This window comes from Kribbella sp. NBC_00382, from assembly GCF_036067295.1.
Taxonomy (GTDB): Bacteria; Actinomycetota; Actinomycetes; order Propionibacteriales; family Kribbellaceae; genus Kribbella.
Genome location: NZ_CP107954.1, coordinates 8,053,771 through 8,072,128 on the forward strand (window position 1 = coordinate 8,053,771; position 18,358 = coordinate 8,072,128).

Genomic DNA, 18,358 nt, shown 5'->3' on the forward strand with positions numbered 1-18,358 from the left:
GACCGAACTGCTGCAGGTCCAACGCGAACTGCTGGACCTGGCAGACACCCTGTCGGATGAGACAGATCGGTCATATGCCCTCGAACGAGTACATCAGCTGGCCGAGGATTTCGGACTGAAACGGATGAGCCTGGAGCGGCGCGAGGCCGAAATCGTGCTGTACTCCATGGACCATCGTGCTGGAACCAAGGCTGAACGACTGGCCACGATTGCTTCCACGCGTCAGAAGATCTGGGAAATCGCCGACCGGGCCGGCGATGACGCACACGCGATCCGCTATATGACTCGCACCCTCGATGGACTGGAAACGACATCGAGTTCAGCAGCAGCTCCCCCTGGAACGACGACTACGACCCACGAGACGTCTACAACCCGCCGCTGCGCCCTGTGGATAACTCCAACCACTCCTCAGAGCCCGCCGATATCGTGTCCCCCATGCCACTGGACATCGCCGCGTTCAATTCGGCGTTCTCGCGTGCCCGGGACAAGATCAGGACGGAGCCGGAGACGGACATCGCCGCGCAGCAGGCTGCACTTCGCCTGCTGGTGCCAGATGACGCGTCCGAGCACGATCGCTCGTGGACCAAGATCCTGATCGACCGACTGGCCGAGCCGCCTGACCCAGAGCCGGAGTGGAGTGCTCTTTACCACGAAGCCGGACAGGTTCACGCGGATGCCTATCGCTTCGGTGCTCCGGTGGAGGAACAGATCGCGGCGCTGGAGGAAGCCCGCCGCAAGATCTTCGAGATCGCCGACCGGGCGGTACCGGAGGAGGCACCTCATATCCGCGCGATGACGCGGTCGCTGGAGCACATCGAGCGAGAGTTGCGCGAGCCCAGTTGGCCCGTGCAGCCCACGCCCGATCAGACGGAGTAGCCGATGGCGGATGTCGGCGACCTGGTAGCGCGAGACTCCGCCGTCTACCAGGAATTCGCGCGGCTGTATCAGCTGGCGCGGGATCTGCGGCCCACCGGCACCGATCGCTGGAGCGGCAACCTCTATGCGACGCCAGGTGGAAGCTGGGGCGGCTACAACCCCAGCACTGGCGACATTCGCTTGTCCGGTCCGCTCGTACTTCGCCATCTCGTCGACCCGTCCTCGACCGCACAGGAGCGTGCCGAGGCGATCGCGACCGTGCTGCATGAGGCAACTCACGCTGGGATGGCCGTGGACGCGCCGAACGAACCGAACGCGGTACGGACCGAGCACTCGATCGGCGCCATCGAGGGATTCGCCGAGCTCCGGACGATGAGCGATTTCGACCTGTACGCCGCCCAGGCGGGGTACCCGGAGCTGAAGCTACGCAAGCCCCAGTACCCCGGCGCCTTCGCCGCGATGGACAGCCTCGCCGAGCAGGCTTCCGGACCGGCGAAGGATCGTGACGCCTTCATCGCTGAGGGCACTCGCGGGCCGGGAGTCATGCATTTCGATCAGTTGGCTGATGGAGTGGTGCGTAACCGGTTGGCCGAGGTCGTTCCCTTTCATGAAGAGCATCGGCGCGCGGTACGGGCGGCGTTGATCGGGGCGATGTTGCATCGAGGATGGCCGGTGCTCAAGCACATGCCGGCCGAGACCGGGGTGACCATCGCTGGGGAGATTCGGCAGAAGCTGAATTCGAAGGTTGATGAGATTCGGCGGCATTACCGCGCATCGCCTGGGGAGGTGTTTCCGGTGGATGCTCCTAATGCGCAGGTGGGGCGGGAGAGGGTGCTTGATCGGGCGAAGGGTGGGGCGGGTCCGCGGAGGCAGGTGGATGGGGCTGGTCGCGCAGGATCTGCCAAGACCGGGCCGGGGAACACGGGACCGAGGAATACGGGGCCGGGAAATACGGGGCCGGGGAACGCCGTGGCTGGGAAGGGAGATCCGGGTGTGGGGCATCCGAGTCTGCGGTTTTTGAGTGGGCAGGCTGGGGCGGCGGGGGCTGTTCGGGGGCGGCCGGTGTTGGGGGATGGGGCTCGGGGGCGTGGGACTGGTGGCGGGCCTGGGCAGGGGCGGGGTGAGCCGGAGCGGGGGTAGGGTCTCTGCTAACCGGAAGATTTGGGTTAGTGGTTAGGGAGGGTGTTGTGGGGCGGGACAGGGTTGTGGTGGATGGGCCTTCTAATTTGGGGTTGCGGCCGCCGGTTTCGGGGGCGGTGCCGGGGTGTTACAAGTTGGCGGGGGCAGTTCGGGATCAGGGGTTTTTGGGGCGGATCGGGGCGGGGGACGCGGGGGTTGTGACGCCGCCTCGGTATGACCGGGGGGATTGGCAGCCTGGGGATGGGGTGTTCAACGCGGCGGCGATGGCGGGCTACACGGTCAAGTTGGCTGATCGGGTTGGTGCGTTGGTTGATGAGGGCAAGTTCGTGGTGTTGCTTGGTGGGGAGTGCAGCAACCTGCTCGGGCCGACGCTCGCGTTGCGGCGGCGGGGGCGGTACGGGGTGGTTTATCTGGACGGGCATTCGGATTTCCGTACCGTCGACAACGACGCGTATGTCGGGGCCGCCGGGGGCGAGGCGCTCGCGTTGGTGACCGGGCGCGGGCAGGACGATCTCACCGATCTCGAGAACCTCAAGCCATACGTGCGCGACACCGACGCCGTGATGCTCGGCTATCGCGAGGACGAGGCCTACCTGGACAGCCTCAGAGCAGCGGGCATCCCGGACTGGTCGGCTCGCACGATCATCGACAACCCGTCAGCCGCGGCGATCGGCGTGCTCAAGCATCTCGAGCGCGATGACCTGGACGGCTTCTGGGTTCACCTCGACGTCGACATCCTCGACGCGGAGGTGATGCCAGCCGTCGACAGTCCGGACCCAGGTGGGCTGCAGCACGAACACCTGCGCCAGCTCCTCAGGCCGATCCTCGCCTCGCCGAAATGCGTCGGCTTCGACATCGGCATCTTCGACCCGGACCTGGACCCCGACGGCCGCTACTCCGCGGAGCTCACCGACACCCTGGTCGCAGTACTGACGGACTAGAAGGCCCGCCATCCACGGAAGAACTCAGAACCTCCAACACCCTCCGGTGACCTTGAACACGAAATAACGTGTCCGAGGTCGCCACGAGGTGTTCAAGGTCGCCACAACTCCCTCCCTCGGTACGGGGTGGCATGGCGGTGGTGAGTCGGAGGCTCATTCCCAGCGGACCGGTAGGCCGTGTGCGCCCGAGCTGCCCAGGACCTGCCGCGAACCGCCCGGCCAGGTCTCGAGCACGATCAGGAACTCGACCTCCGAGTCGGGTGTACGCCGGTCGTGCTCGAGCCGTAGATGCGCGAGCGGCGCCGAGTCGCGAGCCTGCTCCCCCAGAGCCGCGATCAGCCCGAGAGCCTCCGTCTGCTCCTCAGCCCGAAGGTAGAACCACATGACCGAGTGCCAGATGACCGTGACGTGCCCCTCGGACAGTTCGACGTTGCGCAGGAACGACACCGCATCCTCACGCCGTACGTCGGCAGGCACCGACCGGGCGATCGCCAAAGCACCCCGCAGCCGCTCCAACCGCTCAAGCTGATCAGGCCACACGTAGGAGGTCAGCGTCAGCGCACCGTCCTCACTCAACGCATCCACCGGAGCAACGTCGCTACCGACCCGCTCAGCGATCCGCAACCCCGGTGCGGGCACCATCGCCCGCCCCGACCAGGCATCCGCAAACACCACCGGGCTATCCGCCTGCCCGAAGCTAACCCCATTCACCAGGTAGCAGTACTGGTCCGCCCGCAGGTTGAGCCCAGCACTGGACCCGATCTCCAACAGCCGCACCGGCAACTGCACATCCTCCAGCAACCGGAGCAACCCACCGTAGAGAGCGATAGACCGCCCGACCTCGTTCGTCTGCGGCACCTGGCTCAACAGGCTGCGTAGCTCCGGCACCCGCGCAGATAGCAGCTGCTCGAACGCCTCCCAGCCGAGCACGGGGTCCCACTCGCCCCCGACGCTCGGGTAGAACACTGCAAGCTCAGGAGCCTCCCTTGCCAGCACCATGCGATGCACGGCGCCCAGCAAAGGCAGCGCGACCACGTAGTCCTGTGGCAGGTCCTCGCAGCCGGCCAGGATCCGGCTGGACACGCCACCGAGCTCATAGTCGTCCACGACCCGCCGGAGCAGGTCCGCGTACATAGGCGAGCCAAGCTCTTCGAACTGCTCGATCTGGCGCTGGAAGTTCGCTACGAGGTCCACCTGGACGAGACTAGAAGCTCAAGCGATCCAGCACCGACTTGGCCGTCGTGCGCGCGTCCTCGTCCTCCAACGGCGAGCCATCGCGATCAGTCAGGTAGAAGACGTCCACACACTCCGCACCGAGTGTGCTCACGTGCGCCGACCTCACGTCCGCCCCTGTCGCGGCAATGGCGGCAGTGACGTCGTAGAGCAGCCCTGGCCGGTCATGCGCCCGCACCTGCAGCACAGTCGCCGTCTCGGATGCCCCTGGCAACAAGTCGACTCGGGAGGCTGCACTCTTGCCCCGGGAGGCGTCCCGCGCGGCCAACCGGCGTACGAGATCGCTGTCGTCTCGCAGAGCCACCGCAAGCCGGTCCCGCAACCGCACTGGGTCAGGTGCCGCACCAGCGACGGACCACTGCGAGATCCCCAGCCCCTCAACAGACGTAACAACAGCAGACCGTACTGCGAGACGCTCCACCGCGAGCACTCCGGCCACCGTCGACAAGGTCCCCACCTGGTCGGGTACGGCGACGTTGACCCGAACATCGCCACGATGCTCCGACACCGTCACACCCAGCCGTCCCACACCGACCACCTGGTGCAACTCGGGCACCGGGATCGGCGGAGCGTCGGTCCACAACCCAGCCCCTCCCCCGGACAACTCACCACGCACGCGCCGAGCCAACTCGCCCACCAACCGCATCCGCCAAGGCGAGGCGGCAGCCGGACCGGCAGCCCGTGCATCGGCGTAGGTGAGAGCTTCCAGCAGGTCAAGCGTCTCGGTGTCGCCCACGATGCCCGCGACCAGCTCCACGGTCATCGGATCGTCCAGGTCGCGCCGAGTTGCCACCTGCGCCAGCACCAAGTGCTGCCGGACAAGCAGGGTGATCGTGTCGACGTCCGCCTCAGCAAAGCCCAGCCGGCGAGCGACAGTGGTTGCGATGACCGCTCCGGTAACACTGTGGTCGCCCTCGACCGCCTTGCCGAGGTCATGGACCAGTGCAGCGACCAGTAGTAGGTCAGGGCGCCGTACATCCCGAACCATCTTGGATGCCTCGACACAGGTCTCCAGCAAGTGCCGGTCAACCGTGTAGCGGTGCACTGCCGACTGCGGCGGCCGGAAGCGAACCAGGTCCCACTCGGGCAGGATCCGCGTGATGTACCCAGCCTGGTCCAACGCCTCCCAGACCTCCAGGAGACCCGACCCAGCTCCGATCAGCGCACAGAGCAGCCGCCGAGCCTCAGCAGGCCAGGGCTCCGGCAACAGCGCAGCAGTGCCCGCCAGGCGAGCACAGACGGCCGGAGACAGCACGAGGTCCCTGTCGGCAGCCACAGCCGCAGCACGCAGTCCAAGCGCCGGATCCCTTTCAGGGCGGGCATCCGGCATCAGGACGACCTCGCCCTCGTGCTGCCCGACTCCCTCGTCCAGTGCCAGCAGCAACGGTCCACCGGTGCGGTTACGGCGTCGTGAGCGAGGCGGACGGGCCATCAGGCTCTCGATCCGCCGCCACGACACATCGCACACGTGCGCCAGGGTCCTGCCGGTCGAATAGATGTGCCGCAGCAGGGCATCGCGATCCGGCAGGCCAAGCCCAGCAGCGACTTCACCAGCCAGGTCAGCGACCACCCGGTCCGTTGCGCGGCCGGCGACGGAGTGCAGCTCGTCCCTGATGTTCAGCAGGTCCAACCGGGCCCGCTCAACCACCGGATGCGGTACGTCGATAAGCCAGGAGGCGACCAATGCCCGCAGCACGACGGCGTCCCGCAGCCCGCCGTACGCTTCCTTCAAGTCAGGCTCTGCGAGGTGGGCGAGCTCCCCGACCGTGTTGGCCCGGTCCCGGCACGCCTCGGCCAGCGCGGGCAGCCGCGTCTTCGCAGTACGACGCCAGTCCGCCATCAGCAGCGACCGGAGCTGCAGTGTGAGGTGTGAGTCGCCCGCAACGTGCCGCGCGTCCAGCAGCCCCAGGGCGACTCGTACATCATCCGCTGCGGCCGACGAAGCCTCAGCGATGGTCCGGACGCTGTGGTCCAGCTTGGTCCGCGAGTCCCAGAGCGGGTACCAGATCTGGGCGGCCAGTTCGTCGATCTGCGGGTATCCCTCGGTGTGCAGAAGCATCACGTCGAGATCGCTGTACGGCGAGAGCTCCTCCCGGCCGTAGCCGCCAACTGCGACCAGGGCAACGCCCTCGGTAGGAGTACCGAGGGCGTCACACGCCTTGGAGAGGAGCAGGTACAGCAGCGCGTCGGCCTCTTCGGCACGCACGCGCCGCTGTGCTGCTCGATCAACCATCTACAGCGCGTCTCCGTCCAGCTCACCGGTACGGACCCGGACGATCGTCTCGACCGGGGTCACCCAGACCTTGCCGTCACCGATCTTGCCGGTCTGCGCGGCCTTCACGATCACGTCCACCACGTCGGCGCCGTCACCGTCCTCGACGACCACCTCGAGCCGGACCTTCGGGACCAGGTCCACCTCGTACTCCGCACCTCGGTAGACCTCGGTGTGGCCCTTCTGCCGGCCGTAGCCGCTCGCCTCGGTGACCGTCATGCCGGTCACCCCGAACGTCTCCAGCGCGGCCCGGACGTCTTCCAGCTTGTGCGGCTTGACCACCGCGGTGATCAGCTTCATACGTTCGCACCTTCCTTCTCAGCAGCGTCGGTCTCGGTCTCGGCGGCCACCGGCCGGGCGATCGCACTGTGCCCCCGCAGCCCGGAACCCGCGGCCAGGAAGTCGTACGCCGTCTCCGCGTGCTCGACCTGGTCGACACCGGCGACCTCGTCGTCCTCGCTGAGCCGGAAGCCGATCGTCTTGTCGATCACCTTGCCGAGGATGAACGCCACTGTGAACGAGTAGACACCGACGACCACGTTCGCCAGCGCCTGCTTGCCGAGCTGGCTCACGCCACCACCGTAGAACAGGCCGTTCACCGCGGACGGCGCCGCGGCGCTGCCCAGGAAGCCGATCGCCAGCGAGCCGAACAGACCGCCGACCAGGTGCACGCCGACCACGTCGAGCGAGTCGTCGAAGCCCAGCTTGTACTTCAGCGAGACCGCGAAGGCGCAGATGGCGCCGGCGAGCACGCCGAGGATGATCGCGCCGACCGGCGTGACCGCACCACAGGACGGGGTGATCGCGACCAGACCTGCCACAGCACCGGACGCCATCCCCAGCGTGGTCGCCTTGCCGTGCCGGATCCGTTCCACGATCAGCCAGCCGATCACGGCGGCGGCCGTGGCGACCTGCGTGTTGACGAAGGTGACCGCGGCGGTCGTACCGGCGCTCAGCGCCGAGCCCGCGTTGAAGCCGAACCAGCCGAACCACAGCAGGCCGGCGCCGAGGATGACCAGCGGCAGGCTGTGTGGACGCATCGGGTCCTTGCGCCACCCCACCCGGCGCCCGAGCACGAGGGCCAGCGCCAGCGCGGCGGCACCCGCGTTCACGTGGACCGCGGTACCACCAGCGAAGTCGATCGCTTTCAGCTTGTCGCCGATCCAGCCGCCGTTGCCGTCGTCGAGGAACCAGACGGAGTGCGCGACCGGGAAGTACACCAGGCAGGTCCAGCCCGCGACGAAGGCGATCCAGCCCCGGAAGGTGGCCCGGTCTGCGATCGCACCCGAGATCAGCGCCGGGGTGATGATCGCGAACATCAACTGGAAGGCGACGAAGGCGAGCGTCGGAATCGTGCCACTGACCGCGTCGGGAGCGATCAGGCCCTTCAGGCCGACCGCCGAGAAGTCACCGATCACGTGCCCGTTGTCACCGGTGAAGGTCAGCGAGAAGCCGACCACCACCCACAAGATGGTGACGACGGCGATGGTGATGGCACTCATCATCATCATGTTCAGCACGCTCTTCACGCGCACCATGCCGCCATAGAAGAAAGCCAGGCCCGGTGTCATCAAGAACACCAGCGCGGCACTTACCAAGACCCAGGCGGTATCGCCGGCGTTGATCTCCATCAACGTCATCCCTTCCATCGATCTGGGGGGTGGCCCGCGTCCTCATCAGGGGGAGCTCCACAACGCCGGGAAGCCCGCGCACGGCCACACCGCAAACGGTGTCGGCGCGCCGTTTCAGAAGATCGGTCCTGATGTTTCAGGGATGTGACAAAGCGCCGCCTTAAGTGACATCGGCGTGACATCGGCCGTCTTGTGGCACTCTGGCCTCACCACACGGCCCGCAGCCGCGCCACTGCGACCGTCCGAAGCTGGGGAAGTACGAAATGGGGAACAACAGCGGGGAGAGGCCACGTCGAGGCAGGCCGCGGGACCCGGACGCCGAACCGAGGATCCGCCGGTACGCCGTGCAGTTGCTGCTGGAGCGCGGGTTCGACGGGATGACCGTCGACGACGTTGCCGAGGCGGCCGGCGTCGGCAAGGCAACGATCTACCGGCGATGGGCGAGCAAAGAGCTCCTCGCCAACGACGCGATGGCCCAACTGTTCGACATCGAGATCCCGGACGCCGATACCGGGTCGATCGCGGGTGACCTGCGCCAGGTCTACCGCGACGCCTTGATGTTCGTGAACACCAAGGAAGGCGTCGCGCTGATCCGGCTCGCCGTCACCGAGATGAACCGCGACGAGCAGTTCACCGTGTTCTACCGGGCGTTCCTGCAGAACCGGATCGCCTTGACGGCGGCCGCTCTGGAGCGGGCCCGGCAGCGCGGTGAGCAGATCCGGCCCGGGGCCGATCCGGTCCTGATGGTGCAGTGGCTGGCCGGCGTCCTGATCCTGCGGGCGATGACTGGTGAGCCGATGCCGGCCGTCGAGGACACCGACCACCTGGTCGAGATGACGATGAGGTCGATCGTGGACGGTTAGAACAAGCTCACAGCCGCAGACGGTCAGCCTCGGATGCCTGGTCCGAGGGCGAGGCCGTCGAGGTTGAGTTCGGTGACCCGGAGGACCTGGCCGGTCCGCAGGTTCCAGGCCAGCAGCCAATCGGTGACCTGGAACAACGCGGTCTCGCTGTCGTACCAGCCGAGCAAGAAGCAGCAGCCTGGTTCACGGATCCGGTCCGGAGCGGTCCGGCCGGGCGTCGGCGTCGCCGCCGGAGTCTCGCCGAGAACGAGCAACCGGTCGTCGCGCGGTTCGAGGGTCGAGATCGCGGCGATCGCCTGCGGGCGGGACACGACGGTGGGCACCTGGGCGATCTGGTCCGCGACGAACATCCGCCCGACCATGTTGCCTCCAGCAAACGTTTGACCGGCCCACTGGGCCACCGGCAGCCGCGGCCTGCTGACCTCGACCCAGCCGTTGTTCCCGGCGTACTGGCGCAGCGCCACTTCCCCCTCCCCACCGTCCAGCCGGTACGGCGCGGTCACCTCCTCGGCATCGTTGCTCACGGCAACACCTCCGACGAGAGGCTGCTTGGTCGCCGCCACGTCGACATCGAGCTGGTACGCCGTACCGGGACCGCTCACCAACAGCCGGATACTGTTCGCCAGCCAGGACACGCTGCGAATGTCCTGCGAGGGCAACGGGATCAGCCGCGTCTTCGCGGTACTGGCGTCGACCACGTACACCCCGCCGGGCTGCGGGAAGGCGGCAAGCTTGCCGTTGGGCGCGACGGCTCCCGTGCTGAGTGGCCGGCCGCTCGCGATCGGCCGCAGCTCGCGATCGTCGCGCGCCCAGTGCGATTCGGAGCTGAGGAAGAGCGGCAAGTAGTTGCCCCCTCGCGACGCCACCGTCACGGCCGCGATCCGGTCCATCGGCCTGGTGCGCAGATCCGGGGTGTCACCCGGCAGGCTCAGCAGTTCGCCCAGCGGCGTCGACACGCGATCGAGGAAGCGTTCGCTGCCGGCGGGTGGGGCGTTCCAGTACGTGATGCCTGAGATCTCACCGGCCGGCGGGATGTAGCCGGGCGGGGTCGGCGTGGTGTCGGGTGGGGTGATCGCGCTGTTGCCGCCGCCCAGTGTCATCACGAGCACCCCGGCGACAACCACCAGCAGCAAGGCGATCAGCACGGCGATGATGCTGCGCCGCTGCCGGCGGCGATGGGCGAATCCAGCCGCCCAGGCCGCGTCGGCCAGCTCGGGTTCGGGGAGCCGGTCGGAGGCCTGTCTCAGCATGAAGGGGACCTCCTCGCGCTTCACCGCGGTTCCCTTCCGGTGACGTCGCGCCAGTCCGGAGTACCGAGCTCTAGCCGGAACCGGCTGAGGGAGGACATACCGGCGGTGTGCACGGCGGAGCTGGACATGCTCAGTACTTCGGCGACCTCGAACTCAGTGAGCTCCTCCAGGTGCAGGAGCACCAGTACCGCGCGATCCTTCGGGGTGAGAGCCGCCAGCGCGATCTTGACCGGATCCTCTTCGTCCTCGAAGGGCTTGACGCTGCGCGACCACCGCGACATGGCCGCGTTGTAGAGGTGCCCGAGCACAAAGGCATCCGGGTCGTCGACCTTGCCCCAGCGCAGCGACAACCGGGTGAAGGCATGCAACAGCTCCTCCTCGGCCCGGTCGAGCTCGCCGTACACGAGGTACGCCGCACGAAGCCACCTGCCTTGCCGCGCATCGACGTACGCGGCGAACTCTGGGTCGACTATGTCGCGCATCCACCCTCCCTAGGTCATTCAATACCCAATTGGGACGGTTGTGACCGCACGAGACGCCGGAGGTTCGGTTGGAGAGTTGCCAGGACGCCGGCCGCGACTCCACAGCCGATCCACAAACCGGTCGGGCCCACTACTGAGAGGAGTTGAGTGCCGAGTAGTGGGGCCACTGCGGTGGCTACACCCCAGCTGAGGCCGTAAGTAGCCAGGTAGCGGCCCCGGGCGTGCTCCGGAGCTATCTCGGCGACTACTGAGAGGGCGCGGCCGATCAGGATCAGGTCGCCGAGACTCCAGACGACAGCGGCTGCCAGGAAGGCGGGCAAGCTGTGGGAGAAGCCCGTGGCGACTAGACCGGCTCCTAGCAAGACGTAGCCCAGGGTCAGCGCTTGGAAGTCGTCGAGCGCCAGCAGCCGGCGGGTTCGGAGTACCGGCTGTACTGCGACCTGCGCGATCGCAGAGACGGCCAGGATGATCCCGACGCCCGAGGCCGACACGCCCCGGTCGAGCAAGGTGAGAGGTAGCCCGAACACGATCACCATGGCGAGTACTGCGAACACCGTGCCCGATCCCAGCACCCACAGCAGCCTCCGGTCGCGCCAGACCGCCGCAGCCGCCGGTGCCACCTGCACCCCGCCCGGCAGCGCGATAGCGACCAGCACCGCACAGGCCAGACAGCTAACGGCATCCGCGACGAACAGCCACCGCAGATCCCACTGCCCCAACCAGGCCGCCAGCAGGCCGGCCACCACAGCCGCCACCGCCATCACCGCGCCCAACAGCCCGTACGCCGCCGGCCGGTCCACAGGCTCGGTCACATCGGCGATGATCGCCTGACTGGGTGGCTCATAGATCTCGAACGCCAACCCCAGCACCACTACGGCCGGTACCGCGGACCACATGCTCCCCGACGCGGCGATCCACAACTGCCCGACCGCACAGCCCACCAGGCCGAGCACGATCGTCCACCGCCGCCCCAGCCGATCAGCCAGGTGTCCACCGAACACCCGCGATGGCAGGGTCGCGACGCCGAAGGCCGTCAGAACCAGTCCTGCCTCCGCGACGCTCGCGCCGAGCTCCACCGTCAGCACCACGGCCAGGAACGGCAGCGTGAACGCCCCCAGCCGATTCACCCCGCGCGCGATCACCAACACCCAGACAGCGGTAGGCAACCTGTGATGACTAGCAAAGCCGGTATGGTTGGTCACGACAGCGACCCTACGAAACCCCGGAGTGACTGGTCAAGTGAACTTCGATAGTCACATCCTCAACACGCTGACCGCCGCCGTGGCGCTGGTCAACCGGCTGACGCCCGGCCAGTCCGGCGGCGCGCCCTTCGCGGTCCCGGCGGACCTCACCGAAGCCACGGCCGACGCCCTCGGCGACGACGGCCGGCGCAGACCGACGGTGACCACCGCCGATGCGGAGCAGCTGACAGCAGTGGCGACCAGGATGCGCGTCATCTTCGAGGCCTCGCATGGAGGCGATACTGATCGCGCAGCCAAGGAAGTCAACACTCTGCTGCTCGACACCAACGCCCGGCCGCAACTGGACCGCTCCGGCTCCCCCGGCTGGAGCCTCCACTTCCACGGCGCCGACGACACCCTGGCCAACGGCTGGGCGGCCGGCTGCGCGGCAGGGCTCGCCATGGCTCTCGGCAGCGACCTGGCAGGCCGGCTCGGAGTCTGCTCCGCGCCGGCCTGCGACCGGGTGTTCATCGATGCCTCCCGCAACAGTGCGCGGCGGTTCTGCTCACCTCAATGCCAGAGCCGCGTCAAGGCAGCAGCGCACCGGGCTAGGCAGAAGTAGCTCCCCGGGTGCGGTAGGCCTCCACGGCATTGCGGGTCTCCTCCCCGATCAGGTCGGCGTTGATGGCGGCACCCGCCGTCATACCGGCGGCTGCGGAGGTGATGACCTGGCCCATCGGGTCGGTGACATTGCCGGCTACCCAGACACCGGGGACCTCGGTAGCGCCCATGGGGTCCGAGTCGATCGCAGTACCGACTACTACTCCCCTGCCTTCACGTGTGGTCGCCTTCAGCCCCAGGTCGGCCAGGAAGTCCGCACGAGCCTCCAACTGCGTCTGTATGGCGAGCGCCTGTCGCGGGATGACCCTGCCACCATCCAGGCGAACCCCTGTGAGCTTGTCGTCGGTCACCTCGAGCGACGCGACTTTCCCTTGCACCACAGAGATCCCACGAGCAGCGAACTCCTCCCACTGCTCCTCGGTCGGCTCCAGCACGTCATTGAGGAACAGCGTCACGTCCGAGCTCCACTGCCGGAACAGCAGCGTCTGATGCCCAGCCATCACGCTAGTAGCCAGTACGCCGATCGCCTGGTCGCGTACCTCCCACCCATGGCAGTACGGGCAGTGCAACACGTCCCGCCCGAACCGCTCGGCCAACCCGGCCACCTCGGGCAGTACATCGACCACGCCAGTAGTGACCAGCAACCGCCGAGCCTCCACCGCCTCGCGCCCAGCCAGCTCCACCACGAACCCGTACTCCGAACTGCCCGGCCGCACGCCCGTCACGGTGTCGGTCACCACCTCCCCGCCGTACCCGCTGACCTCAGCACGCCCGATGGAGTAGAGCTCCGCAGGCGGGACACCATCCCTGCTCAAGTAGTTGTGCACGTGCTCTGTCGGCGCATTGCGAGGTGTGCCGTTGTCGACCACCAGCACCGACCTGCGCGCCCGGACCAGCGCCAGCGCACCACTCAACCCGGCGGCTCCCCCGCCGATCACCACCACGTCGTACCGCTTCACGGTGAACTCCTTCGTCGTCGATCTCCTGTCCCGACCATCCGCCGTTTTCTCGAAAACGACAAACTTCTTTGCCAGAATGGCAAGATGGAACCTGATCTCGACGATGTCCTCGAAGCAGTCGGTCCGCGCCTGCGCGCACTCCGGGTCGAGCGCGACACCACGCTCACCCAGCTGTCGGAGACAACCGGCATCTCGGTCAGCACGCTGTCCCGGCTGGAGTCCGGCCAGCGCCGCCCGACGCTGGAACTGCTGCTACCGCTAGCCCGTGCCCACCAAGTGCAGCTGGACGAGCTCGTCGACGCGCCACCGACCGGCGACCCGCGGGTGCACGCCAAGTCGTTCAAGCGGAACGGCGCGACGATGATCCCGCTGACCCGGCGTCCAGGTGGCCTGCAGGCGTTCAAGCAGATCGTCCCGGCCGGCTGGAATGGCAACGACGTGGAGCAGCGCGTGCACGAGGGCTACGACTGGATCTACGTGCTGTCCGGGCAGATCCGGCTGGTGCTCGGCGATAAGGACTTCATCCTGCATGAGGGCGAGGTAGCCGAGTTCGACACCCGCGTGCCGCACTGGTTCGGTAACCCCGGACCTGGCCCGGCGGAGATGCTCTGCCTCTACGGTCCCCAGGGCGAACGGATGCACGTCCGCGCCCGCTCCAAGTAGGTAGTACTCTTCCCGCTGCGTTTTGCTTGCCCCACCCCACCGCCCCGAGCGCGTGACCCTATGAGAGGACCTCGTCCCGTGAGCGTTGCGTTGTTCACCCTCGGCGGCACCATCTCGATGGCAGGCCGGACACCCGATGGCGTGGCCCGGCTGACCGGTGCCGACCTGACCGAGGCAGTACCCGGCCTGGCCGGCCTACCGGTACCACTGGAGGTCCAGGACATCGAGGCGGTACCGAGCGCCAACCTCACCCTCGCCAAGATGCTCGACGTAGTCGACGCGGCCTCGAAGGCGATCAGCAACGGCGCTACCGGTGTCGTGGTGACCCAGGGCTCGGACACCTTGGAGGAGACGGCCTTCCTGGTCGACCAGGTCTGGCCGCACTCGCAGCCGTTCGTACTCACCGGTGCCATGCGCAACCCGACCCTGGCAGGCCCTGACGGCCCGGCGAATCTCCTCGCCGCCGCCCGGGTCGCCTGCTCCCCCGCTGCCCGCGATCTAGGTGCACTGGTCGTCTTCAACGATCAGATCCACGCAGCGCGTTGGGTACGCAAGACCCACAGCACCAGCACCGCCACCTTCGCCTCCCCCAACGCAGGGCCTATCGGCCAGCTTGTCGAGGGACAGGTCCGCATCCTCACCCGCCCGAGCCGGCAGGACGGAGTACCGGGTCGCGCTGAGCCTGCGGATCTCGATGCCGCGCAGGTGGCGCTCTACACCGTCACGCTCGACGACGACGGCGTACTGCTGAAGGGGCTGGCCGATACACATCAAGGGCTCGTCGTAGCGGCGTACGGCGTCGGCCATGTCCCGGCAGCCCTGGCACCCGTGCTCGGCGAGCTGGCTGAGCGCATCCCCGTCGTACTGACGTCACGTACCGGTGGTGGGTCCGTACTGCGTAACACCTACAGCTCACCTGGCTCCGAGTCGGACCTACTCGCTCGCGGCCTCATCGACGGCGGTTTCCTCGACCCCTACAAGGCACGGGTGCTGTTGAGGTTGCTACTGGCAACAGGCGAGGGGCAGGACGAGATCATCGGAGCTTTCGCGCAGCATCACTGACCTGGGCCGCCTTGGTGGTCAGGTAGTTCTGCTCCGGCAAGCTGGTGGTCCGCCGGGCCGCCGCCGTGAAGTGTGCCGCGGCGGCCTCATAGTCCCCGAGCATCTCGTACAGATGCCCACGTACTGCGTCCAGCCGGTAGTGCCCGTCGAGCTTCTCGTCCAGCGGCTGCAGTAGCGCCAGCCCCGCCTCCGGGCCGGACACCATCGCCTGGGCGATCGCACGGTTCAGCGTGACCATCGGGTTGCCCGACAGCTGTTCGAGCAGGCCGTACAGGCCGAGGATCTGGGCCCAGTCGGTGTCTTCCGGCCGGGCCGCCTCGTCATGCAGGGCAGCGATCGCGGCCTGCAACTGGTACTCGCTCAGTGGGCGCTGCTGGAACGCCTCCACCGCCAGCGCGACCCCTTCGTCGATGTACTCCTTGTTCCACAAGGAGCGGTCCTGCTCGGTCAACGGGATCAACTCACCCGCCGTACCGGTCCGGGCCAACCGCCGGGCGTCGTTGAGCAGCATGAGCGCCAGCAGGCCGGCGACCTGAGCATTGTCCGGCAGTAGGTGATGCACCATCCGGGTGAGCCGGATGGCCTCGCCGGACAGATCAGTGCGGTGCAGGTCGGCGCCACTGCTCGTCGTGTAGCCCTCGTTGAACACCAGGTAGAGCACGTGCAGCACCTGCGCCAGGCGCTCCTCGTCCTGCGACAGCTCGAACGGCAGCCCCTTGAGCTTCTGCTTGGCCCGGCTGATCCGCTGCGCCATCGTTGCCTCAGGCACCAAGTATGCGGTGGCGATCTCGGCCGTCGTGAGACCACCGACCGCACGCAGCGTCAGCGCGATGGCCGAGGCCGCGGTGAGCGCCGGATGGCAACACAGGAAGAGCAACCGCAGCGTGTCGTCCTGCTCCTCGACCTCCTCGGCCGGCACCTCCCGGTACGCCGCCAGCTCCTCGCGCTTGCGTCGTGCCTGCTCCTGCCGGATCTCGTCGATGAACCGCCGCGACGCCGCCTGGATCAACCACCCACGGGGGTTGTCCGGCACGCCGTCGGCAGGCCACGTGCGAGCCGCCGCGATCAACGCCTCCTGCACAGCGTCCTCAGCCGCGGTGAAGTCCCCGGTACGCCGTACCACCGCGCCAAGCACCTGCGGCGTCAGCTCGCGCAACAGGTCCTCGAGTCTGGTCTCCTGGGCAGTCATCTCTCTCCGGATATGCTCGCGGGTATGGCTGGGGACAAGGTACGCGCTTTGACGTTCGGCGAGGTCGCTGAAGAGTACGACCGGGTGAGGCCGGGCTATCCACCCGAGCTGTTCGAGGCCGTGCTTGCCTACTCGTCACCCGCTACGGCGCTGGAGATCGGGGCCGGTACTGGTAAGGCAACCATCGTGTTCGCGTCCGGTGGCGTACGGGTCGTTGCCCTGGAGCCCGATCCCGGCATGGCGCTCGTACTGCGGCAGCACGTGGCTTCGCTCCCGGTGACGATCGCCATGGGTTCGCTGGAGTCGTACGAGCCCGAGGAGCCGGTCGATCTCGTCTACAGCGCCCAGGCGTTCCACTGGACCTCCCCGGCGACCCGCTGGGCTCGTACTGCGGCTGCGCTGCGGCCCGGCGGCTCATTGGCGCTCTTCTGGAACATCGAGCGGCTGGCCGACTCCGAGGAGCGCAGGCAGGTCGAGACGATCCTGAGCGAGTACGAGCTGAAGTGGCCCGGCGAGTGGCCGGAGTCGGATCACCTGGAGCCGTACGCGGAGATGGCGGAGCTGCCGGAGTTCGGCGAACTCAGGCAGGAGATCTACCGCTGGCAGCGCACGCTGGCGACGGCCGACTACCTGGCGCACCTGGGCACCCAGTCGGCGTACCTGATGCTGGAGGACGAGGAGCGCGACGAGCTGCTCGACCGGCTGCGCGCAGTACTGCCCGAGCCGGTCACCCTGGAGATGGCGACGATCCTGTACCTCGCCAAGCGGGTCTAGCTACTCGAGCCAGTACTAGTCGAGCAGGGCGTCGACGAACTGCTCGGCGTCGAAGGGGGCCAGGTCGTCGGCGCCTTCGCCGAGGCCGACCAGCTTGACCGGGACGCCGAGCTCACGCTGGACGGCGATCACGATGCCGCCCTTCGCGGTCCCGTCGAGCTTGGTCAGCACCAGGCCGGTCACGTTGATCACCTCGGCGAACACGCGGGCCTGGGTCAGGCCGTTCTGGCCGGTGGTGGCGTCGATGACGAGCAGCACCTCGTCGACCTCGGCGGTCTTCTCGATCACCCGCTTGACCTTGCCCAGCTCGTCCATCAGGCCGGTCTTGGTGTGCAGGCGACCGGCCGTGTCGATCAGGACGACGTCGGCGTGCTCCTCGATGCCCTGCTTGACCGCGTCGAACGCGATGCTGGCCGGGTCGCCACCCTCGGGTCCGCGGACGGTCCGGGCGCCAACTCGCTCACCCCAGGTCTGCAACTGGTCGGCCGCGGCCGCACGGAACGTGTCAGCGGCGCCCAGCAGAACCTGCTTGTCCTCCGCGATCAGCACCCGGGCAAGCCGGCCGACCGTGGTGGTCTTGCCGGTGCCGTTGACGCCGACCATCAAGACGACGGCGGGCTGGCCGTCCGTGCGGTCGACCTTCAGCGAACGGTCCAGCGTCGGGTCGACGAGCGCGATCAGCTCCTCGCGCAGGATCGTCCGCGCCTGGTCGGCGGTGACACCCTCGACGCGGACACGGGTCCGCAGCTTCTCGACCAGCTCCTGGGTCGGCGCGACGCCCACGTCGGCGGTGATCAGGGTGGTCTCGATGTCCTCCCACGCCTCGTCGTCCAGCTTGTCGCGGGACAGCAGCGCGAGCAGGCCCTTGCCGAGCGACCCCTGCGAACGCGCCAGTCTCGCCCGGAGGCGGACCAGGCGGCCCTGTGCCGACTCGGGCTTCTCCAGCGTTGCCGTGGCGGGCTCGGGCAGCTCGGTGTCCTCAAGCGTCCGCGTCGGCGTGTCCCGCGGCTCCTCCGCGTCGTCGCCGACCCTGGGCTCGGTGAGCTCGGGCGCCGGCTTGGCGGCCGGCAGCTCGGCCTTGCGGCGACGAGAGACGACCAGACCGGTGGTACCACCGACCAGCAGGACGACGACCACCACGATGACGGCGATCAGCGCCTGGTCCGCGAGCAGAGTGACTAGCTGAGGGTTCGACACGCCCCCCATCCTTACAGACCACGC

The 18,358-nt window shown here is 67.7% G+C and carries 18 protein-coding genes; 8 read left to right on the forward strand and 10 right to left on the reverse strand.

Annotation, left to right across the window (positions count from 1 at the left end; all coding sequences use genetic code 11):
* The first annotated feature begins 435 nt into the window (after nt 1-435).
* The 3 genes from OHA70_RS37770 (at nt 436) to OHA70_RS37780 (ending at nt 2,957) form a co-directional block, all read left to right on the forward strand.
* Nucleotides 436-876: a hypothetical protein gene (locus tag OHA70_RS37770; protein ID WP_328326317.1), complete on the forward strand. Its 441-nt coding sequence runs from the start codon at nt 436-438 to the stop codon at nt 874-876.
* Nucleotides 877-879: 3 nt separating this feature from the next.
* A complete protein-coding gene (locus OHA70_RS37775; protein ID WP_328326319.1) occupies nt 880-2,016 on the forward strand; it encodes a pentapeptide repeat-containing protein in 1,137 nt (378 codons plus the stop codon).
* Between the two features lie 245 nt (nt 2,017-2,261).
* A complete protein-coding gene (locus OHA70_RS37780; RefSeq protein WP_328326321.1) occupies nt 2,262-2,957 on the forward strand; it encodes an arginase family protein in 696 nt (231 codons plus the stop codon).
* Nucleotides 2,958-3,110: 153 nt separating this feature from the next.
* On the opposite strand, the gene OHA70_RS37785 is transcribed toward OHA70_RS37780, so the two are convergent.
* From OHA70_RS37785 to OHA70_RS37800, 4 genes are read right to left on the reverse strand one after another with little or no spacing between them, the layout of a single operon-like run.
* Nucleotides 3,111-4,151: a DUF2332 domain-containing protein gene (locus OHA70_RS37785; protein ID WP_328326323.1), complete on the reverse strand. Its 1,041-nt coding sequence runs from the start codon at nt 4,149-4,151 to the stop codon at nt 3,111-3,113.
* A 10-nt stretch (nt 4,152-4,161) separates the two neighbouring features.
* A complete protein-coding gene (locus OHA70_RS37790) occupies nt 4,162-6,423 on the reverse strand; it encodes a [protein-PII] uridylyltransferase (protein WP_328326325.1) in 2,262 nt (753 codons plus the stop codon).
* The gene (locus OHA70_RS37795) at nt 6,424-6,762 is read right to left on the reverse strand and encodes a P-II family nitrogen regulator (protein WP_325036050.1); all 339 of its coding nucleotides are present in this window, start codon (nt 6,760-6,762) and stop codon (nt 6,424-6,426) included.
* Nucleotides 6,759-8,102 (reverse strand): ammonium transporter, encoded by a 1,344-nt coding sequence (locus OHA70_RS37800; RefSeq protein ID WP_328326327.1) that lies wholly within the window; start codon nt 8,100-8,102, stop codon nt 6,759-6,761. The genes OHA70_RS37795 and OHA70_RS37800 overlap by 4 nt, the downstream gene beginning before the upstream one ends.
* 254 nt (nt 8,103-8,356) lie before the next feature.
* Here OHA70_RS37800 and OHA70_RS37805 point away from each other — a divergent pair, with 254 nt between their 5' ends.
* Nucleotides 8,357-8,956 (forward strand): TetR/AcrR family transcriptional regulator, encoded by a 600-nt coding sequence (locus OHA70_RS37805; protein WP_328326330.1) that lies wholly within the window; start codon nt 8,357-8,359, stop codon nt 8,954-8,956.
* 23 nt (nt 8,957-8,979) lie between these two features.
* Here the strand turns inward: OHA70_RS37805 and OHA70_RS37810 are convergent, their stop codons facing one another.
* From OHA70_RS37810 to OHA70_RS37820, 3 genes are read right to left on the reverse strand one after another with little or no spacing between them, the layout of a single operon-like run.
* A complete protein-coding gene (locus OHA70_RS37810) occupies nt 8,980-10,206 on the reverse strand; it encodes a hypothetical protein (protein WP_328326332.1) in 1,227 nt (408 codons plus the stop codon).
* Nucleotides 10,207-10,226: 20 nt separating this feature from the next.
* Nucleotides 10,227-10,688: a sigma factor-like helix-turn-helix DNA-binding protein gene (locus tag OHA70_RS37815; protein WP_328326334.1), complete on the reverse strand. Its 462-nt coding sequence runs from the start codon at nt 10,686-10,688 to the stop codon at nt 10,227-10,229.
* Between the two features lie 14 nt (nt 10,689-10,702).
* On the reverse strand, nt 10,703-11,890 hold the full coding sequence (locus OHA70_RS37820; protein ID WP_328326336.1) for an MFS transporter: 1,188 nt from the start codon (nt 11,888-11,890) through the stop codon (nt 10,703-10,705).
* 37 nt (nt 11,891-11,927) lie between these two features.
* Between OHA70_RS37820 and OHA70_RS37825 the strand changes: the two genes are divergently transcribed.
* Nucleotides 11,928-12,491: a CGNR zinc finger domain-containing protein gene (locus tag OHA70_RS37825; protein WP_328326338.1), complete on the forward strand. Its 564-nt coding sequence runs from the start codon at nt 11,928-11,930 to the stop codon at nt 12,489-12,491.
* On the opposite strand, the gene OHA70_RS37830 is transcribed toward OHA70_RS37825, so the two are convergent.
* Entirely contained in the window at nt 12,478-13,449 is a 972-nt protein-coding gene (locus OHA70_RS37830; RefSeq protein WP_328326340.1) for an NAD(P)/FAD-dependent oxidoreductase, read from the reverse strand. The genes OHA70_RS37825 and OHA70_RS37830 overlap by 14 nt on opposite strands.
* Nucleotides 13,450-13,533: 84 nt before the next feature.
* Between OHA70_RS37830 and OHA70_RS37835 the strand changes: the two genes are divergently transcribed.
* Both OHA70_RS37835 and OHA70_RS37840 read left to right on the forward strand, forming a co-directional pair.
* Complete coding sequence (locus tag OHA70_RS37835; RefSeq protein ID WP_328326341.1) at nt 13,534-14,112, forward strand: helix-turn-helix domain-containing protein; 579 nt, start codon at nt 13,534-13,536, stop codon at nt 14,110-14,112.
* 78 nt (nt 14,113-14,190) lie between these two features.
* On the forward strand, nt 14,191-15,174 hold the full coding sequence (locus OHA70_RS37840) for an asparaginase (RefSeq protein ID WP_328326343.1): 984 nt from the start codon (nt 14,191-14,193) through the stop codon (nt 15,172-15,174).
* Here OHA70_RS37840 and OHA70_RS37845 read toward each other — a convergent pair.
* Entirely contained in the window at nt 15,146-16,363 is a 1,218-nt protein-coding gene (locus OHA70_RS37845; protein WP_328326345.1) for an RNA polymerase sigma factor, read from the reverse strand. The two genes, OHA70_RS37840 and OHA70_RS37845, sit on opposite strands and share 29 nt — an antisense overlap.
* 24 nt (nt 16,364-16,387) lie before the next feature.
* Here OHA70_RS37845 and OHA70_RS37850 point away from each other — a divergent pair, with 24 nt between their 5' ends.
* Nucleotides 16,388-17,137, forward strand: coding sequence for a class I SAM-dependent methyltransferase (locus OHA70_RS37850; RefSeq protein WP_328326347.1), 750 nt, complete (start codon nt 16,388-16,390; stop codon nt 17,135-17,137).
* 15 nt (nt 17,138-17,152) lie between these two features.
* Here OHA70_RS37850 and ftsY read toward each other — a convergent pair whose 3' ends face one another.
* On the reverse strand, nt 17,153-18,334 hold the full coding sequence (gene ftsY / locus OHA70_RS37855) for a signal recognition particle-docking protein FtsY (protein ID WP_328326349.1): 1,182 nt from the start codon (nt 18,332-18,334) through the stop codon (nt 17,153-17,155).
* Nucleotides 18,335-18,358 lie beyond the last annotated feature (24 nt).